The organism is Sphingomonas panacis (assembly GCF_001717955.1).
Classification (GTDB): Bacteria; Pseudomonadota; Alphaproteobacteria; order Sphingomonadales; family Sphingomonadaceae; genus Sphingomonas; species Sphingomonas panacis.
The window spans coordinates 3,273,382-3,296,668 of sequence record NZ_CP014168.1; the positions used below are offsets into that span (position 1 = coordinate 3,273,382).

The following is a 23,287-nucleotide window of genomic DNA, read 5'->3' on the forward strand; positions in this document are numbered from 1 at the left end:
ACGGTAAGGGCAATGAAATCACGCGTGGAACACCCATGACCGAGGTCGAGCCTTCCTCCCCACACTATCGGGACGATATCGTCGCGGATGCGCCCCGCCCGATCAGTCGGCGGGGGCGTTTGTTGAGCTGGGTCGCAGGTATCGCCGTGTTGGCTCTGGTTGTGCTCGGCGCGGTCTGGTTGGCGCAGTCCAGCTCGAATTCGGGCGGAAACGGTCGCGGTCCGGGCGGCGGTGGCCGACGCGGCGGCGGCCAGCCGACCACGGTTGGCACCGTCAAGGCCGTTCGCGCCGATCTGCCGATCCAGGTCGAGGCGCTGGGCACGGTCACGCCTGCGGCGACCGTCACGATCCGGCCGCAGGTATCGGGCACGATCACGCAAGTGCTCTACCGCGAAGGCCAACTCGTCCGAAAGGGGGAGACGCTCGCGATCATCGATCCGCGACCGTATCAGGCGGCGCTGCTGCAGGCGCAGGGCGCGCTGATCCGTGATCGCGCCCAGCTTGCCAACGCGCGCGTTCAGCTCGGCCGCTACCAGACGTTGCTCGGACAGGATTCGATCGCGCGGCAGGATGTCGATACGCAGGCGGCGACCGCCAAGCAGCTCGAAGGCACGATCGCGATCGATCGCGGGCAAGTGCAGCAGGCGCAGATCAACCTCGGCTTCACGCGGGTCGTGTCGCCGGTGACGGGCCGGGTCGGGCTGCGCGTGGTCGATATCGGCAATTATATCGGTGCGGGCGACGCCAATGGCATCGCGGTGGTGACGACGCTTCAGCCGATCGACGTCGCCTTCGCAGTGCCGCAGGATCAGGCGCCGGCGATCGGCAAGCGCATCGCGCAGGGCGCCGAGATTCCGGCGGTCGCGCTGGACCGGACGCGCACGCAGACGCTCGACCAGGGCCGGTTCTCGACGCTCGACAATCAGGTCGATACCGCCACCGGCACGATCAAGGGCAAGGCGCGCTTCGCCAATGCGAGCGGCCAGCTTTACCCGAGTCAGTTCGTCAACGTCCGCCTGACCGTCGATACGATCAGCCAGGCGGTGACGATCCCGCCGGCGGCGGTGCGATCGGGGCAGGATGCCAGCTTCGTGTGGTTGCTCAAGCCCGACAAGACGGTGACTCAGCGCACGATCAAGACCGGCATCGCGTCCGCCGACAAGGTGCAGGTGGTGAGCGGCCTCAATGTCGGCGATATCGTCATCACCGACGGCGGCGACCGGCTGAGCGAGGGTGCCAAGGTCGCGCTGCCCGGTGACAAGCCGGCGGCGGGTGCTGGTGGTGGGCGTCGCCGGCGCAATCGCGGCTGATCGGCGCGCGCCATGAGCCCTTCGCGCATTTTCATCCTACGCCCGGTCGCGACCGCGCTGCTGATGGTCGGCATCGTGCTGGCCGGCCTCGTCGGCTTCCGCATGCTGTCACTGTCTGCGCTGCCCGAGGTCGATTACCCGACGATCGAAGTCACCACGCTTTATCCGGGTGGTAGCCCCGATGTGATGAGCCAGACCGTCACCGCGCCGCTCGAACGCCAGTTCGGCGAGATGCCGGGGCTGACGCGGATGGCCTCGACCAGCTCGGCGGGTGCGTCGGTGATCACGCTGCAATTCGGGCTGAACGAAGGGCTTGATGTCGCCGAGCAGGAAGTGCAGGCGGCGATCAACGCGTCGTCCGCGCTGCTTCCGGCCGATCTGCCCGCGCCGCCGGTCTACGCCAAGGTCAACCCGGCCGACGCGCCGATCCTGACGATCGCGATCAGCTCGAAGACGATGCCGCTCACGCAGGTGCAGTCGATCGTCGATACGCGGCTCGCGCAGAAGATCAGCCAGATCAGCGGCGTCGGCCTCGTCAGCCTCGCCGGCGGGCAGAAGCCGGCGATGCGGATTCGCGCGGATACGCAGGCGTTGTCGAGCTTCGGCCTGTCGCTGTCGCAACTGCGCACCGCAATCGACAATGCGAATGCGAACAGCGCCAAGGGCAGCTTCGACGGTCCGAACCGGTCGTACCAGATCAACGCCAACGACCAGTTGGAGACGGTCGACGACTACAAGAACATGATCGTCAGTTATGCCAACAACGCGCCGGTGCGGCTTTCCCAAGTCGCGCAGGTGGTGGAGGGCGCGGAGAACGCGCGGCTCGGCGCGCTCGCGGGAACCACGCCGGCGATCATCCTCAACGTCCAGCGCCAGCCGGGCGCGAACGTCATCCAGACCACCGACGCGATCAAGAACCAGCTTCCCGTGCTGCTCAAGAGCCTGCCCGCCGGGCTGGACGCCAAGGTGCTGGCGGATCGCACCACCGGCATCCGCGCCTCGGTGAGCGATGTCGAGTTCGAGCTGGTGCTGGCGGTGCTGCTGGTCGTGCTGGTGATCTTCTTCTTCCTGCATTCCGGCCGCGCGACGCTGGTGGCGGGGCTGGCGGTGCCGATCTCGTTGATCGGCACGTTCGGCGTGATGTACCTGCTCGATTACAGCCTCGATAACCTGTCGCTGATGGCGCTGACGATCGCGACCGGCTTCGTCGTCGACGATGCGATCGTGATGATCGAGAATATCCAGCGCCATATCGAGGAGGGGATTCCCCCCTTCGAGGCGGCGCTGAAGGGCGCGGCGGAAATCGGCTTCACGATCATCTCGCTGACCGTTTCCCTGATCGCGGTGCTGATCCCGCTGCTGTTCATGGGCGATATCGTCGGCCGCTTGTTCCGCGAGTTCGCGGTGACGCTGGCGGTGACGATCCTGATCTCGGCGGTGGTATCGCTGACGCTGACGCCGATGCTGTCGGCGCGCTGGCTCAAGGCGCCGGCCGACGAGAAGCCGAGCCGGGTCGCGCAACGCTCCGCCGCGCTGTTCGGCGCGGTCGAGCGGCGGTATGAGAAGGCGCTCGGCTTCGTGCTCGATCGGCGCTTCGCGACGTTGCTGGTGGCGATCGGCACGCTCGCGCTCACCGTGCTGCTGTACCTCGTCATTCCCAAGGGGCTGTTCCCGACTCAGGACACCGGCCAGTTGCAGGCGCGGCTCGTCGCATCGACCAGCGTTTCCTACGACAAGATGGCGGCGCTTCAAGCGCAGGCGGCGAAGGCGATCCTCGCCGATGGCGATGTCGCGTCGCTGTCGGCGTTCGTCGGGGTTGATGGATCGGACAACGCGACGCTCAACTCGGGCAGCATGTTCATCAACCTCAAGGAAAGCCACGGCAGCCAAGCCAAGGTGATGCAGCGGCTGACGCAAGCGGTGGATCGCATCGCCGGAGTGACTTTGTACCTCCAGCCGACGCAGGATCTGACGATCGACGCCGAGAGCGGCCCGACGCAATATCGGCTGTCGATCGAAGGATCGAACACCGCCGACGTCACGGCCGAAGCCAAGCGCATCGCCGCCGCACTGCAATCGGTGTCGAAGGTGCGCAACGTCACCACCGATGCCGGCGCGCAGGGTTCCGCCGCGTTCATCAACATCGACCGGGATACCGCCGCGCGGCTCAACATCACCGCGTCGAGCGTCGATGACGCGCTGTATTCGGCATTCGGCCAGCGCATCGTCTCGACGATCTTCACCGAGACGACGCAGTATCGCGTGATCCTCGAAGCGGCGCCGGGGCTGCTGACCGATCCGCAGTCTCTTGGGCTGCTGCACCTCCAGGCCTCGGGCGGCGCGACGCCGCTGGGCGCGATCGCGACGATCCGCGAGGGCAGCTCACCGCTTCAGGTAACGCACGTCGCGCAGTTCCCGGCGGCGACGATCGGGTTCGATACCGCGCCGGGCGTGTCGCTCGGCACCGCTGTCGAGGCGATCAAGGCCAAGCTCTCGACGCTCAAGGTCAAGGCGGGCATCTCGACGACCTTCCTCGGCGCGGCCGGCGCATTCGCCAACTCGCTGACCAACCAGCTCTACCTGATCCTCGCCGCGATCGTGTGCGTCTATATCGTGCTGGGGGTGCTGTACGAGAGCTTCATTCACCCGGTCACGATCCTGTCGACCTTGCCCTCGGCCGCGGTCGGCGCGCTGTTCGCGCTTTGGGTGACGGGGCATGATCTCGATGTGATCGGCATCATCGGCATCGTGCTGCTGATCGGCATCGTCAAGAAGAACGCGATCATGATGATCGACTTCGCCATCGCCGCCGAGCGCGACGAGGGACTGCCGCCGATCGAGGCGATCCGTCAGGCGGCGATCCTGCGCTTCCGCCCGATCCTGATGACAACGCTGGCGGCATTGTTCGCGGCGGTGCCGCTGATGCTCGGGACGGGCGAGGGGGCGGAATTGCGACGGCCGCTCGGCATCGCCATCTTCGGCGGGTTGCTGGTCAGCCAGTTGCTGACGATCTTCACCACCCCGGTCGTGTACCTCTATTTCGATCGGGCCCAGCAATCGCTGGCGCGGCGCGGCTGGGGCGTGCGCTCTTCCCCCGACATTGGCCCCGAAGCGCGTCCATGAACCTGTCGGCACCCTTCATCCGGCGGCCGATCGCGACGATCCTGCTGACGATCGGTCTGGCGCTGGCGGGGATCGCGGCGTTCTTCTCGCTGCCGGTGGCGCCGCTGCCGCAGGTCGATTTCCCGGTCATCAGCGTGACGGCGAACCTGGCCGGCGCGAGCCCCGACGTGATGGCGCAGAGCATCGCCACTCCGCTCGAACGGCGGCTGTCGACGATCGCGGGGGTCAACGAGATGACCTCGTCGAGTTCGCTCGGCTCGACGCGGATCACGCTGCAATTCGACCTTTCGAAAAACATCGACGGTGCGGCGCGCGAGGTGCAGGCGGCGATCAACGCCGCGCGGGTCGATCTGCCCGCGACGCTTCGCCAGAACCCTACGTATCGCAAGGTCAACCCGGCCAACCAGCCGGTGGTGACGCTTGCGCTCACCTCTGACACTCGCACCGCCGGGCAGATCTACGATGCGGTGTCGAACATCATTCAGCAGCGCATGTCGCAGATCCAGGGCGTCGGCGATGTCGAACTCGGCGGCGGCTCGCTGCCGGCGGTGCGGGTGTCGGTGAACCCGTATCAGCTCAATTCCTACGGCATCGCGATGGAGGATGTCCGCGCCGCGATCGAAGCATCGAACGCCAACCGCCCGAAGGGTTTGGTCGAGGGCAAGAACGGCCGCTCGTGGCAGATCTACACCAATGCCGCCGGCAAGAGCGCCGCCGATTACCGCCCGCTGGTGGTGGCGTGGCGCGGTGCGTCCGCCGTGCGGCTCGGCGATATCGCGACGGTGACGGACAGCGTGGCGGACACCCGCACCCTCGGGCTGTTCAACGGCAAGCGCGCGATCATCGTCAACATCACGCAACAACCCGGCGCGAACCTGATCCGGATGGTCAACCAGATCAAGGCGGAACTGCCGGCGTTGCGCCAACAATTGCCGCCCGACATCAAGCTCGACGTGGCGATGGACCGCACCAGCTCGATCCGCGCGTCGCTGCGCGAAATCGAGATCACCGTGCTGGTCGCGCTGATCCTGGTGATCGTGGTGGTGTTCGCGTTCCTGCGTGACCTGCGCGCGACGATGATCCCGGCGACGGCGACGGTGATGTCGCTGCTCGGCACGTTTGGGGTGATGTATCTGCTCGGGTTCAGCCTCAACAATCTGTCGCTGATGGCGATCACGGTGGCGACGGGCTTCGTCGTCGACGATGCGATCGTGGTGCTGGAGAACACCACGCGGCATCTCGAAGCGGGGATGGGGCGGTTCGAAGCGGCGATCAAGGGCGCGTCCGAAGTGGGCTTCACGGTGCTGTCGATCAGCATCAGCCTCGTCGCGGTGTTCATCCCCTTGCTGTTCATGGGCGGCATCGTCGGTCGGTTGTTCCGCGAGTTCGCAGTGACCTTGTCGGCGGCGGTGCTCATCAGCCTTGTGCTGTCGCTCACGACCACGCCGATGCTGTGCGCGTGGTTCCTGAAAGTTCCCGAGCACGGTCGCGAGCCCGGCCGCGTCTCGCGCGTGTTGGAGCGTGGCTATCAGCGCATCGAGCGCGGCTATGCGCGCGCGCTCGATTGGGCGCTGGTGATGAAGCCGCTCGTCGTCTTCCTGCTGATCGCGGTGATCGTGATGACCGCGTGGCTGTATGTCGTGGCGCCCAAAGGCTTCTTCCCGCAACAGCAATCGCCGCTGTTGATGGCGGGCGTGCGCGCCGACCAGAGCGTGTCGTTTCAGGATATGCAGGGCAAGCTGAAGCAGGTGGTCGGCATCATCAAGGCCGATCCCGCTGTTTCGACCGTGGTCGGCTTCACCGGCGGCAGCCGCGCCGGCAGCGCGTTCATGATGGTGTCGCTGAAACCTGTCGGCAAGCGCCACGGCGCGAAGGAACCGGAGATCATCGCGCGGCTCCAGCGCAAGCTTCAGCCGGTCGCCGGCATCCGGCTGTTCCTGATGCCGGTGCAGGATCTGCGGGTCGGCGCGCGCCAGTCCAATTCGACCTACCAATATACGCTCGTCGCCGACAGTAGCGCCGCGTTGAAAGTGTGGTCGCAGAAGCTCGCCACCGCGCTTCAGGCGCGGCGCGAGTTGAAGAACGTCGACAGCGACTTCGCCGAGAATGGCGTCGAAAGCTTCGTCACGATCGACCATGACAGCGCGGCACGGCTCGGCATCACCTCGCTCGATGTCGATAACGCTTTGTACGATTCGTTCGGCCAGCGCAGCGTCGCCAACATCTATCAGGACGTGAACCAGTACAGCGTGATCCTCGGCTGGCCCGAGACCGCCACTACCGGCCCGCACGCGCTGCCCGACGTGCGCGTCCCGGCGAAGGCCGATGCGGTGATCGCGACCGGCCCGAACGCGACCGCCACCAACGCCGCGACGACGACCGCGACGTCGGCAACGACGCTGACGGGCGCCGCCGCGACCACAAGCGCCACCGGCAAATCGGCATCCGCCGCGACGGCGGCTGTGCCGACCAATCCGGCGCTGCGCAGCCCATCGACCGGCGCCGCGCTCAGCAACACGCCGCGCACGATGGTGCCGCTCGACGCGATCTCGTCGTTCGGACAGGCCGCGACCGCCGCCAGCGTCAATCATGACGGCACCGAGGTTTCGACGACGATCTCGTTCGATACCGCGCCCGGCGTCGCGCTCTCCACCGCGCAGGCCGCGATCGCCGATACCGAAGCGCAGATCGGCATGCCGACCACCGTCCACGGACGTTTTTCGGGGCAGGCAGCGACCTCGCAGCAGACGCAGGGCCAGCAGCCGCTGCTGATCCTCGCCGCGCTGGTGACGATCTACATCGTGCTCGGTATCCTCTACGAAAGCCTCGTCCACCCCCTGACGGTCCTCTCGACCTTGCCTGCCGCCGGCGTGGGCGCGGTGCTGGCGCTGATGCTGTTCGGGATGGACTTCTCGATCATCGCGCTGATCGGCGTCTTCCTGCTGCTCGGCATCGTCAAGAAGAACGCGATCCTCATCATCGACTTCGCGATCCATGCGCAGCGCACCCGCGGCATCAGCGCCGAGGCCGCCGCGCGCGAGGCGAGCCTGCTGCGTTTCCGCCCGATCCTGATGACGACGATCGCGGCGGCGCTCGGCGCGTTGCCGCTGGCGATCGGCTTCGGCGAGGGGGCGGAACTGCGCCAGCCGCTCGGCGTCGCGATCATCGGCGGGCTGATCGGCAGCCAGTTGCTGACGCTCATCACCACCCCGGTCGTCTATATCTATCTCGATCGCCTGACCTCGCGCCGCGCGCACGCGCGGCGATCGACCCTGAGCGAGCTTCCCGCATGACCAAGCCGATCCTTTCCGCTTCGCTTCTTCCGCTGCTGGCGCTGGCCGGCTGCTCGCTCGCGCCGCATTACGCGCGGCCCGAGGTTGCATCGTCCGCCGCGTGGAAGCCAGTCGATGGCTGGCAACCGGCGAACCCGTCCGATCAGGCACCACGGGCCGATTGGTGGAGCGGCTTCGGCGACACGACGCTCGACGACCTGATCGTGCGCGCCCACGCGCATAACCAGACGATCGCGCAGGCCGCTGCGAGCTACCGACAGGCAAGGGCGACCACGCGCGAGGCGCGCGCCAGCCTGTTTCCGACCGTCTCAGCGAGCGGATCGGTAACGCATTCGGAAAGCGGCGGATCGCGCACCATCGTCACCAACGGCGTCGCGTCTCCGGGGGGCGGAAACGCGCAGACCAGCTACCGCGTCGGCCTGGACGGAAGCTGGCAGCCCGATTTGTTCGGCCAGATCGCCAACACGGTCGCCAACGCGCGCGCGACCGAACAGGCGCGGCGCGCCGATCTCGCCTCCGCGCAACTTGCGATCGACGGTGAACTCGCCACCAACTACCTTGGTCTGCGCGCCACCGATGCGCAGATCGCCAGCCTGAGCGCGACGGTCGCGGCGTACCAGCGCTCGCTTCAGATCGCGACCAATCGCTACACCGCCGGGATCGCGCCACACAGCGACGTGTTCCAGGGTCAGTCGCAACTCGCCTCGGCACGATCGGACCTCGAAGGGCAGAAACGCACGCGCGCGCAGTTCGAGGATGCCATCGCGGTGCTGGTCGGCGAGAATGCCGCCGCCTTCACGCTACCGGCGGTGCCGGGCTGGTCGCCCGCGACGCCCGAGGTGCCGGTCGCGATCCCGTCGACCTTGCTCGAACGGCGGCCGGATATCGCCTCGGCTGAGCGGCAGGTGGCGGCTGCGAACGCGCAGATCGGCGTCGATCGGGCGGCGTTCTTTCCCGCGCTCAACCTGACCGGCAGTGGCGGCTTCAACAACGATACGCTGTCGGGGCTGTTCAGTTCGGCGGCGTCTTTGTGGTCGGTCGGCGCGTCGCTCGCCCAGACGATCTTCGATGCGGGCGCCCGGCGGGCGCGGGTGGCGGCGGACCGTGCCGCCTATGACGCGGCGGTCGCCAATTACCGGCAAGTGACGCTCACCGCGTTCCAAGACGTGCAGGACAATCTCGCCGCGACGGCGATCCTCGCGCGCCAGGAGGCGTTGTTGCGCGAGGCCTCGGTCGCGGCGGATCGCAGCGAGGCGTCGGTGCGCTTCCAGTATCAATCGGGCATCGTCGTCTTCACCGACGTGGTCAGCGCGCAGGCGACCGCGCTGTCGGCGCGGCGCGCGCTGATCCAGATCCAGTCCGATCGCCAGACCACCGCCGTCGCGCTGATCCAGGCGCTCGGCGGCGGCTGGCAGGCAGGCGATCCGACCGCGCGCTGATCGCGGTCGGATCGTCCGTGCCGGTCGATCAGAACTTGTAGCGTGCGCCGAAGAAGAACTGGCGCCCGGTCGAGCTGTAGATCTGCTGGTCGCGGCGATCCTCGCCGTCCCAATAGCTGCTCGGCTGATTGGTGAGGTTGATCGCGTCGACCGTTAGCGTGACATGCGGGGTGAGTTTATAAGAGGCCGACATGTCGAAGTTGGTGCTCGAATAGGAACCCGTCGTGTCCGCATAGCCCGCGCGCAGCGGCACCGTGCGCAGATATTCGTCGCGATAGGCGAGCGAGCCGCGGATCGAGAATTTCGCATCCTCGTAATACAGCGTCGCGTTCGCTGAATTTGGCGAGACGTTGGTCAGCGGCCTGATAAACGTCGGCCCGGCGGCGTTGGTGGTCAGGATGTAGCTGATGTTCGATTTGATGTGGGTATAGTTCAGGATCGTGCCGAAATGCTTGAGGAAGCCCGGCAGGAAGGTGAAGGGTTGCTGATACTGCACCTCGACCCCGTCGATCTTGCCGCCAGCCGAATTGGCGTAGGAGGTGATGGTGGTGGTGGTGTTGGGGTCTTGCGCCGAGGTGAGCAGTTCGAGCGGGAGGCCGGCTGCCGCATAGGTGGTGATTGAGCTGATCTGCTGGACGAAGCTCGATACGTCCTTGTGGAAATAGGCGACCGAGAGCAACGCGCCCGGCTGGAAATACCATTCGATCGACGCGTCGAGATTGGTGGCGCGATACGGATCGAGCTGTGGGTTGCCGACGGTTGCCGAGAAAGGCGGGTTTGCGGTCGAGATCGAGCCGCCCGGCGTCAGGAAGCTGAGCGACGGGCGTGACATCACCTTGGCCGCCGCGAAGCGCGCGGTCAGCTTGGGCGTGATGTCGAGCGCGAGGTTCAACGCGGGCAGCCAGTCTTCATAGTTGCGCGTGAAGTTGACCGGCGTACCGATGCCGACGAAGCCTTCCGAATATTGGTGCGTGTGCGCGTAGCGGATGCCAGCGTCGCCGCGCAGCCCGACGCTGCCCAGATCCATGTTGAAGTCGAACTGGAGGTACGGGCTGACATCCTCTTCCTGAACCGAACGATTGTCGCCCTGTGCGCCGGTGCCGAGGCTTCCCAGACGGAAGTCGCCATATTGGTTGACGCAGTAGCAATCGACCCCGAACGCATCCATGATCTTGCCGATGTTCGGCACGACGAAGCTTGACGTCGACCCGTTGGGCAGGCCGATCGTGTTGATGCTGATCGGTGCCGTGCTGACATCGCCGATCGTCAGGCCAGCCGAGCCGAGCGTCGGAATCGTCGTGGTGGAGGCGATGCGCTGCTGCCGCGCCGAGATGAAGTTGAACCGCTTGTACGCGCCGCCGACCTTCACCGTGAACTGGTCGTTGACCTGCCACTTGAGATCACCCTTGGCGGTGTGCAGCCGGTTGGTCACCTTGTTGGTGAACTCGCGGATGTTGTCGTAGCCGTTGAGGAACTGCCAGTTGTTCGGGTTGGTCGCGTCGAACCCGTAGCTGAGGATCGGCCGCGTCGGGCTGGTCCGCGCGTCGTAGACGAAGCCGTCGCTGTCGAAGCGGCTAAACGTGACGAGGCGTGAATAGGGGTTGTCGAAGATCGACTGGCTCTGCCCGTATTGCAGGTGCAGATCGACCGTGTCGCCAATCTTCTGGTCGATATTGATGCCGGCCTGATAGAAGGTCGTGGTGGAGCGGTTCTCGCTGTTGGTGACGCTGAAATCGACATCATCGAACACGCCGTAGACGAGCTGCCCGTTCGCATCGACCTGCGCGTCGCGGATCTTCATGTTCGGGCGGCCGGTCAGTTGCGCGGCGGTGAGCCCGGCGGTCGCGGTGCCGTTGGCGCGGTTGAGGCTGATCGGGTTGGTGGCGAGATCGTTCTGGTGTTGTTTGTAGCGGGCGAACACCCCGTCTATGGTGATGAGCGTGCTATCGGTCGGCTTGGCCTGCACCGTGCCGGCGAAGCCCATCCGCTCTTCCTTGTTCACGAAACGGCCATAGCCGGGGAGCTTGGGCACGAACACGTTGGGCCGGTTGACGGTATTGTACGCCGACGGGGTCGACCCGGGGAACTGGCCGGGTGCGGGAATGCACGGATTGGTGACGGGCTTGCTGCCGACCAGCGGATCGACCGGCGTGACGGGGGTGTTCGGTACGATCGGGCAGAAGCCGCCGTTCACATCACCGAAATCGGCGAGCACGGTGTTCGAATACGCGTCTTCCTGCACGTTGCGCTTGCTGTACGCGCCCGAGAGCATGATGCCGATGCGGCCGTCCGCGAAGGTTTTGCTCACCGAACCGGCGAGGCGCGGCGCGAAGCTCTTGTTGATATCGTAATAGGCGGTCTGCGCGGAAATCGCGGCCTGAAAGCCGGGCAAATCGAGCGGGCGCGCGGTCTGAAGATCGACCGTGGCGCCAAGCGAGCCTTCGTCGATCTCGGCCGACTGAGTCTTGCGCACGACGATCGAATTGAACAGTTCAGACGCGAGCACGCTATAATCGAAGCTGCGGCCTTTGTTGATGCCCGCGCCGAGCGTCGAGCCCGTCGTCGCGATCGTCGATTCCAGCCCGTTCAGCCGGGTACGGCTGAAATCACCGGAGAGGCCGCGCACGGTGATCTGGCGGCCCTCGCCACCGTCGCGTTCGATCGAGATGCCGGGGATGCGCTGGAGTGAGTCCGCCAGGTTGGCGTCCGGGAAGGAAGCGATGTCGGAGGCGTTGATCCCATCGACCACGCCAGTCGCCTGCTTCTTGACGTTGAGCGCCGACCGGAGGCTCTGGCGGAAGCCGGTGACGACGATGTCCTGCGTCTGCGTGTCGGCGGCGGAATCCTGCGGTTGTGCGGCGGCCGGTGTTGCAGGCGCCTGCTGCGCGAGCGCCGCCGTCGGCATCGCGAGCAGGCCCATCAGCGCGAGGCTCGACGAACACGTGCCCAGCCGCTGCCGGATCGCGAAAAATTCGGTCATACTTCCACTCCCTCGATTTTTGATTTTGTCGGTGTTTTGGGCTGGCACGGCGCCCCCTCAGCGGGACTTGGCGACCTCCACGGCATAGACTTGCGTGCCGCCGTACATGTTCGATCGGAACACGATCCATTTGCCGTCGGGTGTGAAGTTGCCGTTGGGTTCGAGCCGGTAATCCTGCCTGGCCATGTTCACGAGCTTCTCGGCGGTGAAATAGCCCGGCTTGATGAGCGACGCCGCGCCGGGCGCGTGGATGCCCGCCACATCGGGAATGCCGTGCGGCGTGAACAGATACAGCCACTTCCCGTCCGGCGCGTGCGCGACCATTTCAGCATCGCCGCCATCGCCTGAGAAGACTTTGCCGTCGGGGGCGCTATGGAAATGCACCGACCATTCGTTGCGCTGAAGGTGGTAGCGGGTGCGCGCGCCCGTCGCGACGTCGTAGCCGGCGACCCAGAAATCCTCGCCGCGCGGGGTTTGCAGATCGTACCAGATCGTCTTGCCATCCTGCGCGAACCATTCGTGGCCGGCGATTTCCATGTTCATCGTGCGCTGGTGGAGGTTGACCGGCGGCGTTTCGGGGTGGTCGAGCCGCATCAGCCACAGCCGATCGACCTTGTGCCACGGTCCTTCGTGGCAGAACATCAACAGCTTGGGATCGGTCGGCGAGAATTGCAGGTGATTGAGCCAGTCGGTCGCGCGGTGGATGACGCGCTTCTCGCCGGTGCGGGTGTCGATGGTGAACATCTCCATCGGGATCTTGGCTTCGAGGCGCTCGTTCATCCGCACCTCCTTCGCCTCGGCATAGGGGAGCGGTTTGCCATCCGCGCCGGTGGCCTTGTATTCCGACTGGTCGAAGCGGGCGTCGCGCTTCTGGAACACGGCCAGCGCGCCGTTGGTGGCCGCGGGATCGGTATCGACACCGGCGAGCAGCGTCTCGTCCGAGTTGATCGTCTGAATGTCGCCGCGTTCGATCGTCGCGACCGTGCGGGTCTTGCCGCTGTCGACATCGGCGGCGAAGATCGTCTTCGCGCCCGTACCGTCGGCGGCTTGCGTCTGGTAGAAAGCGGTGCGGGTGCGATGCCCGACGAACAGCAGCCGGAACGGGGTGGCGATGGCCACGATCGTCGTGAGCTTGTGCGTCTTGAGATCGACCTTGGCGATGCCCTTCGGCGTCGAGATCACCAGTTGGTCGCCCTGCGGCGTGTAGCCGTTGAAGTTGAAATACAGGCTGGAACTGCCGGGTTCGTCGGAGAGGCGGACGATGCGGTGCCCGGTGGCGGGATCGACCCAGTCGCGCGGCACGCTTTGCGTATGCGCGCCGGCCGGCGTCATCATCAGCGCGGCTGCAATCAGAGCCCGATGAGCAGCGTTCATCACCCCGTCCTGTCCTTTTTATTATCTCATATTATGGACCTTATTATTACATTATGGGCAAACGCATTGTCAATCGGAAGAATCCTCGCTGCACGCGCGTGAGCCCGACGCGAGCAAGCGCTGGGCACGCTCGTGGGATAAAGCGTGATGGGTTCGTGATGGCGGGCGCAATGCGCGCCGAAGCGTCAGACCGGCAGCGCGGTGGTCGATTTTATCTCGGACAACGCCACGATCGAGTTGATCTCGTTCACGCCGGGCAGCGTCGAGAGCTTTTCGAAAAAGAAGCGTTCATAAGCCTCGATGTCGGCGGCGACGACGCGCAGCATGAAATCCATCGTTCCCATCAGAACATGGCATTCGAGCACTTCGGGAAAGTCGCGAATGGCGGAGGCGAATTCATCGAGATGCGCGCGGCCGTGCGCATTGAGCTTCACCTGCGCGAAGACCTGCGCGTTCAGCCCCAGCTTCTTGCGGTCCAGAATTGCGACACGGCGCTTGATGAACCCGTCGCGCTCGAGCCGGTCGATCCGTCGCCAGCAGGGCGAGGCGGAGAGGCCGACCGCCTCGGCCACCGCCGCTGTCGAGAGCGAGGCGTCGGCCTGCAGCACCTGCAGGATCTTGCGTTCGTAACTGTCCAGTTTCTCCAGCATGTTTTATCCTGATATTGGGGGGATTTCGGTCAAGATATGTTAGATCGCCGGGATTAATGACACGATATAGGTCGGAATCGCCGCGAAATATCGCGTAATGTCACCGGATACATCAAAGGACGTTTCACGATGCCTCTCTCTCAGTCGCTCGACCCGCTGCCGCCGCGCGAAATCCTCCGTCTGGAGGATGCCGCCTCGGGACTCGAAGGGGTGATCGTGGTTCATTCCACCAGCCTCGGCGCCGCAGCGGGCGGCTGCCGGTTCCAGTCCTATCCGTCGATGAGCGAAGCGACGACGGATGCGGTGCGGCTGGCCGAGGGCATGAGCTACAAGAATGCGCTGGCGGGGCTGCCGTTGGGCGGCGGCAAGGCGGTGATCCGAGCTCCGCAAGGCGCGTTCGATCGGCCAGCGTTGTTCCGCGCCTTCGGCCGTGCGGTCGAGTCGCTCGGCGGCCGCTACGTAACGGCGGAAGATGTCGGCACCAGCGTCGAGGATATGGGCCATGTCGCCGAAGCCACCCGCCATGTCGCCGGCCTGACCCAGCAGCCGGGCCGGGCAGGGGGTGATCCCTCGCCGTGGACCGCGCGGGGCGTGCTGGGGGCGATGGAGGTCGCCGTGCGGCGCAAGCTCGGCGCCTCGTTGTCGGACGTTACGGTCGGCGTGCAGGGCCTCGGCCATGTCGGCTTCGCGCTCTGCGCGTTGCTCCACAGCCGTGGCGCGCGGCTGATCGTCGCCGAGCCGCGCAGCGAGGTCGCGGCGCGCGCAGTGACGGCGTTCGATGCACAGGTCGTGAGTTCAACGGCGTTGCTGGAGGCGCAGATCGACGTGTTCGCGCCCTGCGCGCTCGGTGCGGTGATCGACGCCGAGACGGTTCACCGCTTGCGCGCCAAGGTCGTGTGCGGCGCGGCCAACAACCAGCTCGCCACCTCGGCGCAGGGCGACCAACTGGCCGAGCGCGGGGTTCTTTACGCGCCCGATTACCTGGTGAATGCCGGCGGGATCATCAACGTCGCTGCCGAGTATCTGGGCTGGAGCGAGGAAGAGTCGCGCGTGCGTGTCGATCGCATCGGCACGCGGCTGACGCAGGTGCTCGATCTGGCCGATGCGGATCAGGTCGCGCCACATCTGGCCGCCGATCGGCTGGCGCGTTCGATCATCGCCGGGGAGCCAGGAGTCGCGGCACTCGCGGCCTGACGGCCGTGGCGACCCCGACGGCGCAGCGGCGCGGGACTGCCGCCTTCACGGTGGCGGCCTCGGCGGACCCTCAGCTCCTGTGCCGCATGCTCGGCTTTATCGCGCGGCTCGGCCGGGTGCCGGACGGGGCCGAAGCCGTTCGGCGCGGCGATGACATGCGAGTCTCGATACGGCTCGACGATATCGAAACCGGTCACGCGGAGTTGCTGGCGGAGAATATTCGAGCGATGATCCATGTCGCGGCAGTCCGGCTCGTCGTGTGCTGACGGTGCCGGGCGCCGGGAGGGGCGGGCGTTGCTACAGTCCGCCCTGGAAGCTGAACGTGAAGCGGTACGGTGGCGGCTTTGCGGTCCGCCTGTCCGGACTCGCCTTAACCAAGGTGAGCTTGCCGTCTGCGAAATCGACCGGCACGCCGAGCGTGAGATCGACCTGTCTGGACCATCTGCCGCCCAGCACGGTCGCACGCACCATCAGGCGACCGGCCCATACGCATTGCGTGCCGACTGGGCAGCGGCTGTCCTCGGTGACCCGGTCCACGCGGACTCGCGGTCCGTTGACATAGGCGATCTGCCCGAGGCGAACCGGCCCCTCGATCGCACTGGTCGCGGCGCAGGCGGCGAGGGCCGGCAGGATGAGCAAGGCGAAGGCGGATGCGCTACGCCGTGATCGCGACGGCGGCCCGCTCCCTGCCAGCATCGGCCGGCCTTCGGCACCGGCCCGGATCGCGACCGTGTTCCGGAAGCGGGCGCCGATCATCCGCTCTCCTGCATGGCTGGAGCCGTCGGTGTTGCCTCGACCATTTGTTGTGCGCGCTCGCGTTGCCGCCTGGCGTGATGCTCGGCGACTTCGTCGGGCATGACGATCGGCACGGTCAGGCACATGCTCTGGGTCGGCAGTACATCGCGCCACTGACTGATCAATTTCTTATAGGCTTTGCCGACCGGGCGAATCTTGCGGTCGAGATCATACAGGCCGAGCGGATTGACGTTGCCGTTCTTCTCGCGGAGTGCGCTGTCCCAATCGACCTGATCGGTGAGCGAATACCAGGTGAAGCCGACGATCGGCACGCCGTCATTGCGGACTCGCAGCACGTTCGCCCATTCCTTCCACAACCAGTCGACCGCCTCGGTGCCAAGCGGCCCCTGGTTGAGATTGGTCTCGGTATGCATGACCGGAAGCCGGTAGCGATCATGATATTGGCGCGTGATTTCGCTGTAGCCGAAGATCTCGCCGGACGCGCGCGTCGCGCCATCGGCGGATACGCGATGTTCGTTGGTGACGTAGTAATCGTTCCCCATGATGCAGTGCTGCTTGAGCCGGCTATCGAGGAAGAAGTGATATTCCGCGCGCGTCATGCCGTTATCGAGCAGGTATTCGTACATTTCCGAATCCACCCGGCGGCCATAATTGAGATCGAGCGAGAGGAACCGCTGCGCGTTCATCACTTCCGCCGGGCCGATCGCGGCGGGGCTGTCGGCGTGGAAATATTCGGACGATTCGCTTTGCACGAAGATCGCGTCGGGACGGATCTTCAGGATCGCGCGCATGGCGAGCACGTTGGCTTTGACGAGATGTTTGAGCGCGGTGACGAACGCCTGTTCGCTTTGCATCTGCTCGTTCCACCAGCCGTATCGGGCCGAGAAGGTGGCGCAAATGTACATTTCGTTGACCGGTGTGTAGAGTTGCACCCACGGGAAGCGCTCGGCGAACGCCTGCGCGTATTGGCAAAACCGTTCCGGGAAGTCCGGGTTCTGGAAATTGCCGATCCAGTCCGGCACGCCGAAATGGCAGAGGTCCACGATCGGCACGATGTTGCGGTGCTGAAGATCGGCGAAGGTGAGGTCGGCGAACTCCCAGTCGTATGTGCCGTCACCCAGCCAGGTCCTGTGGATCGGCGGGCCGAAGCGGAGATAGCCGATGCCCATTTCCTGGACGAGCGCGAAATCCTCCTCCCAACGCCGGTAATGGCCGCAGCTTTCCATCTCGTCGATGCGCGTGCGCCCGTTGTCGATCGTGGGTACGCTATTCTCGATTCCGGTCGCGAACATGAAGGTGGCTATGGCGGCTCTCCTAACTACACTGCCTTAACGAAGCTGGCGCGGTTCGGAGCCAATGGCGAAAGGCAGGACGGCCCGGCCGGGTGCTGAGCCGGGCGTCTCGTGACGGGATTGCGGTCGTAATAACGATTGCCTCGCCGAAATAATATAGTATACGAAACAGGCATTTTCTGGAGGCCCTGCTTTATGACCGTTTCGCCAACGCTGTGGAAAGGTGTCTACCCCGCAGCGACGACGCAGTTCGCCGAGGATCTTTCGATCGATCTCGGCGAGACGCAGCGCGTCCAGTCCGCGCTCGTCGAGGACGGCGTCGATGGATTGATCCTGTTGGGGACGTGCGGCGAGAACAATTCGCTCGAACCCGATGAGAAGCGCACTGTCTTGCGCGCCGGGGTCGAGGCTGTCGGGGGTCGTGTGCCGCTTGTCGCGGGCGTTTCAGAACTCACCACCGCGCGCGCGATCCAGTATGCGAAGGATGCCGAGGCGATCGGCGTCGATGCGCTGATGCTGCTGCCGGCGATGGTCTATGTGCCGACCGCCGCCGAACTCCAGGCGCATTTCCGCGCCGTGGCGGAGGCGACGTCGCTGCCGATCATGCTGTACAACAATCCGCCAGCCTACCGCGTCAGCATCGATTTCGAGACGCTCGAGGGCCTCGCCGATGTGCCCAACATCGTCGCGGTCAAGGAGAGCGCACCCGATCCGCGCCGTTTCACCGATGTCATCAACCGTTTCGGCACTCGCTACGAGGTGATGGCCGGGCTTGACGATATCGCGCTCGAAGGGCTGCTGCTCGGCGCGTCGGGCTGGGTGTCGGGCCTCACCAGCGCCTTCCCGGTGGAATCGGTGCGGCTTGTCGCGGCGGTCAACGAGGGCAAGTGGGAAGAGGCGCGCGCGATCTATCGCTGGTTCATGCCGCTGCTTCACCTCGATGCCGAGCATGATCTCGTCCAGTCGATCAAGCTGGCCGAACAGATCATGGGCCGTGGCAGCGAGCGCGTGCGGATGCCGCGCCTTCCGCTCACCGGACAGCGCCGCAAGGACGTGATCGCCTGGGTCGAGCAGGCGGCGGCGACTCAGCCGAGCAAGCAGATGGCGAAGGCGGCCTGAGCCGATACATGCGGCACACCTTCTTCTGCATCGACGGCCACACAGCGGGCAATCCGGTCCGCCTTGTGGCGGGCGGGGCGCCGCTGCTGCGCGGCGCCAGCATGATCGAGCGGCGCGCGGATTTCCTCGCGCGGTTCGACTGGATACGCACCGGGCTGTGCTTCGAGCCGCGCGGCCATGACATGATGTCGGGCGGGTTCCTGTATCCGCCCACGCGTGACGACGCCGATTGCGGCATCCTGTTCATCGAGACGTCTGGATGCCTGCCGATGTGCGGGCACGGTACGATCGGGATGGCCACGTTCGCGCTGGAACACGGCCTGATAACCCCGCGCGAACCCGGCACGCTGCGGATCGAGGTGCCTGCCGGTGTGATCGACATCGCCTATGGCGAGGAGGGCGGTCGCGTCCGGTGGGTCCGTATCCGCAACGTGCCAGCCTATGTTGCCGCGACGGGGATCGCGATCGACGTGCCGGGTTTCGGCCCGCTCAGCGTCGACGTGTCCTATGGTGGCAATTATTACGCGATCGTCGAGCCGCAGGGTGCCTACACCGGGCTGGACGATCTCGGGGCCGCGCGCATCGTCGAGCTCAGCCGCACCGTCCGCAATCTCGTGCGGGACGCGTTCGAGCCGGTGCACCCGCTCGACGAGCGTATCTGCGGCGTCAGTCATGTCTTGTGGGCCGATGTGCCCAAAAGCGAAGGCGCAGATGGCCGCAACGCGGTGTTCTACGGCGAGCGCGCGATCGACCGCAGCCCGTGCGGAACGGGCACTTCGGCGCGGCTGGCGCATCTCGTCGATCAGGGCAAGTTGCAGGTCGGCGACCGCTTCGTCCACGAAAGCTATATTGGCAGCCGCTTCATCGGGCGCGTTGAGGAAAGTGTGGACGTGGGCGGCGTGGCGGGCATTATCCCATCGATCGAGGGATCGGCGATCGCGACCGGCTTCAACACGGTCTGGATCGATCGCGAGGATCGCTTTTGGGCGGGCTTTTCGGTGGTTTGAGTTTGCGACAACAAAGGGTGGCTAAATGAATTTTCTCGGGCCGATCAAACCGATTGCACGCAGTACCGACCCGGACGCCGCCCATCGCCTGAAGCCGACCTTGTCCTGGCCGCACCTGATCGCGCTCGGCGTCGGCGCGATCGTCGGCACCGGCATCTACACGCTGACCGGAGTCGGCGCCGAGCGCGCTGGGCCGGCGGTGATCCTGGCCTTCGCCATCGCCGGTGCGGTGTGCGCGTGCGCGGCGCTCGCTTATGCCGAACTCGCCACGATGATCCCGACCGCCGGCAGCGCCTACACCTACACCTATTCGGTGATGGGCGAGACGCTCGCCTGGGTGGTGGGGTGGAGCCTGATCCTCGAATATTCGCTGGCCTGTTCCACGGTCGCGGTCGGCTGGTCGGGCTATCTGGTCGGCTGGCTGAGTGCGGTCGGGGTGCATCTGCCGGCCGTGATCCTCAATGGGCCGCATGCCGGGGGCATCATCAATCTGCCGGCGGTGGTCGTGTCGCTCGGGATCGCGGGCATGTTGATGGCGGGAACGCGTGAGAGCGCGACATTCAACATCTTTCTGGTCGTCATCAAGCTGGTCGCGTTGGCCGCGTTCGTCGCCTTGGCGATCCCCGCGTTCGACGCACAGAATCTCCACCCCTTCATGCCCTATGGCTTCGCCAGCCACGTCGAGGGCGGTAGCACGCGCGGGGTGATGGCCGCCGCCGCGATCGTGTTCTTTGCCTTTTACGGCTTCGACGCGGTGGCGACCTCTGCCGAGGAGGCGCGCAACCCGGGCCGTGACCTGACGATCGGCATCATCGGATCGATGGCCTTGTGTACGATCATCTACGTGCTCGTCGCGATTGCCGCGATCGGCGCGATGCCGTTCACCGCACTCGGCCAGTCGGCCGAGCCGCTCGCGCTGGTGTTGCGCACGCTCGGACATCCGTTCGCATCCTGGGCGATCGCCGGAGCGGCGCTGGTTGCGTTGCCGTCGGTCATATTGGTGATGATGTACGGGCAGAGCCGGATCTTCTTCGTGATGGCGCGCGACGGGCTGCTGCCGCGCGCCTTGGCCAAGGTGTCGAAGCGGACCGGATCGCCGGTCGCGGTGACGGGGATGACCGGCATCTTCGTCGCGGCGGTGGCGGGCTTCTTCCGGCTCGATGAGATCGCCGAACTCGCCAATGCGGGCACGCTGATCGCCTTCATCGCGGTCGGCGCGTGCATGATGATCCTGCGTCGCCGCGCGCCCGAGGTGCGGCGGGTGTTCCGCTGCCCGCAGCCGTATGTCGTCGGCACGGCGGCGATCCTGGGGTGCGTCTATCTGCTGTTTTCACTGCCCGAGAAGACGCTGGTGCGCTTCGCGATCTGGAACCTGATCGGTCTCGCCGCCTATTTCGCCTATGGCCGTTCGCACAGCCTGCTCGGGCGCGTGAAGGCGGTGCGCGTCTAGCGGTTCCAGTCCGGCGTCGACGCGCCCGTCAGGGCGCGGACGAAGAAACCGAACTGGCGGCGCGCGACATAATCGATCGGGCCAGTCGAGCGGCCGACCGAATGTTCGCCGCCGGGCACCACCAGCAGTTCGAAATCCTTGTTCGCCTTGATGAGCGCATCGGCGACCTGCATGGTCGAGGCCGGATCGACATTGCTGTCCTGCTCACCGACGATCATCAGCAGCTTGCCGGTCAGCCGCCACGCGTTGTCGACGCCCGATGCCGCCGCGTAGCTCTGATCGACCGGCCAGCCGAGCCACTGTTCGTTCCAACTGATCTTATCCATGCGATTGTCGTAGCAGCCGGCGTAGGCGACGCCGGCCTTGTAGAAATCGCCATGGAACAGCAGCGCGTTGAGCGTGCTTTGCCCGCCAGCCGATGCGCCGTAGATGCCAACCCGGCTGATATCGTAGGACGGATCGCGCGCCGCCATCGCGCGGTGCCAGGCGATACGATCGGGGAAGCCGGAATCGGCGAGGTTCTTCCACGCGACGTCCTGAAACGCCTTCGACCGATTGGCGGTCCCCATGCCGTCGATCTGCACGACGATGAAGCCGAGATCGGCCTGCGCCTGCATCCCGATCACCTTGTCGCCGCCCGAATGGTAGCCGAACGGCCAGAAGCCCTTGGGCACGAAGCTGTCGTGCGGGCCGGCATAGATGTTCTCGATCACCGGATAGCGCTTACGGGGATCATAGTCGCGCGGGCGCACCACCACCCCCCAGATGTCGGTTCGCCCGTCGCGCCCCTTGGCGGTGAACACCTCGGGCGGCCGGAAGCCCGCCGCGACGAGCCTGCTGTCGTCGCCTTTGGTGATCGTGGCGACCAGAGCGCCATCGGTGGCGCGGTGCAGTTCGGCGATGTTGGGCAGATCGACCCGCGAATAGGTGTCGACGTACAGAGTCATGTCCGGCGAGAAGGCGATATCATGATCGGCGCGCGCCGGTGTCAATGCGGTAAGGTGTCGGCCGTCGAAATCGATCCGGTAGAAATGTCGGAAATAGGGGTCTTCGCCGGGGTTCATTCCGCTCGCGGCGAACCAGATCTGGCGTTTGGCATCATCGACCTTGACGACGTCCCGCACCACCCAGTCGCCGTGTGTGATCCTGGTTTTTACCCGGCCGGTGCGGCCGTCGATCAGGTACAAATGGTTCCAGCCATCACGCTCCGATGCCCAGATGATCTCGTCGCCAAGTCCGCCGACATCGTGCGCATAGCGGCGATCGGCGTAGACGAAGGTCGCGGCATTTTCGGTCACGGCGGCATGGGGCGTGCCGGTTTCGGCGTCGACCGCGATGACGCGCGCCTGCTGGAAGCCGCGCCGGGCATAATCGAACGCGACGCTGCGCCCGTCCTTGCGCCAGCGCGGCTGGGGTAGCGCGTAGGGGTTGGGGAACAGCGCGGTGTCGATCACGATCTCGCGCCGGGCAGCGACGTCGAACAACACGGGCTGTTCCTGATCGACCGTGTCGCCGGGCTTGGGATAAAGTTGGCTGCGCAGTGCCGGTTGGAGTTGCCCGGCGGGCGCGGCCTCGACGCGCAGCACATGGCGCGCATAGCCGGGCCGGACGCGGTAGATCATGATGTGGCGGCTATCGGGCGACCAGACGAGCGTCTCGGGATCGTAGAAATCGCCCTCCGATCCGTCGCGGCTGAGGTGGATCGACTCTTTGCCGCCCGGCCTGCGAAGGACAAGCTGGTTGTCTTCGACCAACGCCTGCCATTGACCGTCAGGAGATAGGGCAGGCCGATTGTCGGCGGGCACCGAGAGATCGCGGACAACGCCGAAGCCGCGCGGGCGGTGCTGGTCCGGTTCGACCGCGCAGCCCTGTCCGTCGAGTCCGCAATGCCAGGCTGCTTCCCCGATCTGGAACCGGATCGTCTTGCCATCCTCGCTATAGTCGAACGCCGGAAAGGGCAGGCGCAGCGGATCGACCGGATAGCCGAGCGCGACGGTGAGACCCTGCGCCATCTTGGCGGGATCGAACGCCGGCGATTTGGCGAGGGTGCGTGCGTCGACCTGCTCGAAGGCGAAGCCGCCTTCAACGGTCTTGCGGTAGGAAAAGCGGGTGCCATCGGGTGTCCAGTGCGCGGGCCATGCGACCTCCCGCGTCAGATACTGCCACTGCTCGCGCAGCCCGATCGAGCGGGTGTACGCGGCGGCATCGGGCGCCGCGTACAGGCTGGTTGGCAGGCACAGAAGCGCGGACGCGAGCACGGATGCCCTCACGCGGGAGTCGATCATCGTCATGTCCTCGGT

At 65.6% G+C, this 23,287-nt stretch carries 15 protein-coding genes; 9 read left to right on the forward strand and 6 right to left on the reverse strand.

The window, feature by feature from the left end; genetic code table 11:
- The first annotated feature begins 35 nt into the window (after positions 1–35).
- Genes J0A91_RS14975 through J0A91_RS14990 form a run of 4 tightly spaced genes read left to right on the forward strand, consistent with a single transcriptional unit; the run spans position 36 to position 9,165 of the window.
- On the forward strand, positions 36–1,310 hold the full coding sequence (locus J0A91_RS14975) for an efflux RND transporter periplasmic adaptor subunit (RefSeq protein WP_069205576.1): 1,275 nt from the start codon (positions 36–38) through the stop codon (positions 1,308–1,310).
- Between the two features lie 12 nt (positions 1,311–1,322).
- Positions 1,323–4,433, forward strand: coding sequence for an efflux RND transporter permease subunit (locus J0A91_RS14980; protein WP_069205577.1), 3,111 nt, complete (start codon positions 1,323–1,325; stop codon positions 4,431–4,433).
- Positions 4,430–7,726 carry an efflux RND transporter permease subunit gene (locus tag J0A91_RS14985; protein ID WP_069205578.1) on the forward strand — a complete coding sequence of 1,099 codons (3,297 nt, stop codon included), beginning with the start codon at positions 4,430–4,432 and terminating at the stop codon, positions 7,724–7,726. The genes J0A91_RS14980 and J0A91_RS14985 overlap by 4 nt, the downstream gene beginning before the upstream one ends.
- Positions 7,723–9,165, forward strand: a complete 1,443-nt coding sequence (locus tag J0A91_RS14990; protein WP_069205579.1) for an efflux transporter outer membrane subunit — start codon at positions 7,723–7,725, stop codon at positions 9,163–9,165. Before J0A91_RS14985 ends, J0A91_RS14990 begins: the two co-directional genes overlap by 4 nt.
- A 28-nt stretch (positions 9,166–9,193) precedes the next feature.
- Here J0A91_RS14990 and J0A91_RS14995 read toward each other — a convergent pair whose 3' ends face one another.
- The 3 genes from J0A91_RS14995 to J0A91_RS15005 all read right to left on the reverse strand — a co-directional run bounded on the left by J0A91_RS14995 (position 9,194) and on the right by J0A91_RS15005 (position 14,169).
- The gene (locus tag J0A91_RS14995; RefSeq protein ID WP_069205580.1) at positions 9,194–12,145 is read right to left on the reverse strand and encodes a TonB-dependent receptor; all 2,952 of its coding nucleotides are present in this window, start codon (positions 12,143–12,145) and stop codon (positions 9,194–9,196) included.
- Positions 12,146–12,202: 57 nt separating this feature from the next.
- Positions 12,203–13,519: an oligogalacturonate lyase family protein gene (locus tag J0A91_RS15000; RefSeq protein WP_069205581.1), complete on the reverse strand. Its 1,317-nt coding sequence runs from the start codon at positions 13,517–13,519 to the stop codon at positions 12,203–12,205.
- 185 nt (positions 13,520–13,704) lie between these two features.
- The gene (locus J0A91_RS15005) at positions 13,705–14,169 is read right to left on the reverse strand and encodes an Lrp/AsnC family transcriptional regulator (protein WP_069205582.1); all 465 of its coding nucleotides are present in this window, start codon (positions 14,167–14,169) and stop codon (positions 13,705–13,707) included.
- Positions 14,170–14,298: 129 nt separating this feature from the next.
- Between J0A91_RS15005 and J0A91_RS15010 the strand changes: the two genes are divergently transcribed.
- A complete protein-coding gene (locus tag J0A91_RS15010; RefSeq protein WP_069205583.1) occupies positions 14,299–15,363 on the forward strand; it encodes a Glu/Leu/Phe/Val family dehydrogenase in 1,065 nt (354 codons plus the stop codon).
- A gap of 5 nt (positions 15,364–15,368) precedes the next feature.
- Positions 15,369–15,629 carry a hypothetical protein gene (locus tag J0A91_RS15015; protein ID WP_069205584.1) on the forward strand — a complete coding sequence of 87 codons (261 nt, stop codon included), beginning with the start codon at positions 15,369–15,371 and terminating at the stop codon, positions 15,627–15,629.
- 31 nt (positions 15,630–15,660) lie between these two features.
- Here the strand turns inward: J0A91_RS15015 and J0A91_RS15020 are convergent, their stop codons facing one another.
- Both J0A91_RS15020 and J0A91_RS15025 read right to left on the reverse strand, forming a co-directional pair.
- Positions 15,661–16,119 (reverse strand): hypothetical protein, encoded by a 459-nt coding sequence (locus tag J0A91_RS15020; RefSeq protein WP_206364911.1) that lies wholly within the window; start codon positions 16,117–16,119, stop codon positions 15,661–15,663.
- Positions 16,116–17,411 (reverse strand): family 1 glycosylhydrolase, encoded by a 1,296-nt coding sequence (locus tag J0A91_RS15025; RefSeq protein ID WP_069205585.1) that lies wholly within the window; start codon positions 17,409–17,411, stop codon positions 16,116–16,118. Before J0A91_RS15025 ends, J0A91_RS15020 begins: the two co-directional genes overlap by 4 nt.
- 195 nt (positions 17,412–17,606) lie before the next feature.
- Here J0A91_RS15025 and J0A91_RS15030 point away from each other — a divergent pair, with 195 nt between their 5' ends.
- The 3 genes from J0A91_RS15030 to J0A91_RS15040 are packed head-to-tail and all read left to right on the forward strand — an operon-like array spanning position 17,607 to position 20,987.
- The gene (locus J0A91_RS15030) at positions 17,607–18,530 is read left to right on the forward strand and encodes a dihydrodipicolinate synthase family protein (RefSeq protein WP_069205586.1); all 924 of its coding nucleotides are present in this window, start codon (positions 17,607–17,609) and stop codon (positions 18,528–18,530) included.
- An 8-nt stretch (positions 18,531–18,538) separates the two neighbouring features.
- Complete coding sequence (locus J0A91_RS15035; protein WP_069205587.1) at positions 18,539–19,537, forward strand: 4-hydroxyproline epimerase; 999 nt, start codon at positions 18,539–18,541, stop codon at positions 19,535–19,537.
- A 25-nt stretch (positions 19,538–19,562) separates the two neighbouring features.
- A complete protein-coding gene (locus J0A91_RS15040) occupies positions 19,563–20,987 on the forward strand; it encodes an amino acid permease (RefSeq protein ID WP_069205588.1) in 1,425 nt (474 codons plus the stop codon).
- Here the strand turns inward: J0A91_RS15040 and J0A91_RS15045 are convergent.
- On the reverse strand, positions 20,984–23,272 hold the full coding sequence (locus tag J0A91_RS15045; RefSeq protein WP_069207371.1) for a DPP IV N-terminal domain-containing protein: 2,289 nt from the start codon (positions 23,270–23,272) through the stop codon (positions 20,984–20,986). The two genes, J0A91_RS15040 and J0A91_RS15045, sit on opposite strands and share 4 nt — an antisense overlap.
- Positions 23,273–23,287 lie beyond the last annotated feature (15 nt).

Excerpts from the sequence above, each read along its gene's own strand:
- J0A91_RS14975 (WP_069205576.1), top strand. The coding sequence starts at position 36 with ATGACCGAGGTCGAGCCTTCCTCCCCACACTATCGGGACGATATCGTC.
- J0A91_RS14980 (WP_069205577.1), top strand. The coding sequence starts at position 1,323 with ATGAGCCCTTCGCGCATTTTCATCCTACGCCCGGTCGCGACCGCGCTG.
- J0A91_RS14985 (WP_069205578.1), top strand. The coding sequence starts at position 4,430 with ATGAACCTGTCGGCACCCTTCATCCGGCGGCCGATCGCGACGATCCTG.
- J0A91_RS14990 (WP_069205579.1), top strand. The coding sequence starts at position 7,723 with ATGACCAAGCCGATCCTTTCCGCTTCGCTTCTTCCGCTGCTGGCGCTG.
- J0A91_RS14995 (WP_069205580.1), bottom strand. The coding sequence starts at position 12,145 with ATGACCGAATTTTTCGCGATCCGGCAGCGGCTGGGCACGTGTTCGTCG.
- J0A91_RS15000 (WP_069205581.1), bottom strand. The coding sequence starts at position 13,519 with ATGAACGCTGCTCATCGGGCTCTGATTGCAGCCGCGCTGATGATGACG.
- J0A91_RS15005 (WP_069205582.1), bottom strand. The coding sequence starts at position 14,169 with ATGCTGGAGAAACTGGACAGTTACGAACGCAAGATCCTGCAGGTGCTG.
- J0A91_RS15010 (WP_069205583.1), top strand. The coding sequence starts at position 14,299 with ATGCCTCTCTCTCAGTCGCTCGACCCGCTGCCGCCGCGCGAAATCCTC.
- J0A91_RS15020 (WP_206364911.1), bottom strand. The coding sequence starts at position 16,119 with ATGATCGGCGCCCGCTTCCGGAACACGGTCGCGATCCGGGCCGGTGCC.
- J0A91_RS15025 (WP_069205585.1), bottom strand. The coding sequence starts at position 17,411 with ATGTTCGCGACCGGAATCGAGAATAGCGTACCCACGATCGACAACGGG.
- J0A91_RS15030 (WP_069205586.1), top strand. The coding sequence starts at position 17,607 with ATGACCGTTTCGCCAACGCTGTGGAAAGGTGTCTACCCCGCAGCGACG.
- J0A91_RS15035 (WP_069205587.1), top strand. The coding sequence starts at position 18,539 with ATGCGGCACACCTTCTTCTGCATCGACGGCCACACAGCGGGCAATCCG.
- J0A91_RS15040 (WP_069205588.1), top strand. The coding sequence starts at position 19,563 with ATGAATTTTCTCGGGCCGATCAAACCGATTGCACGCAGTACCGACCCG.
- J0A91_RS15045 (WP_069207371.1), bottom strand. The coding sequence starts at position 23,272 with ATGATCGACTCCCGCGTGAGGGCATCCGTGCTCGCGTCCGCGCTTCTG.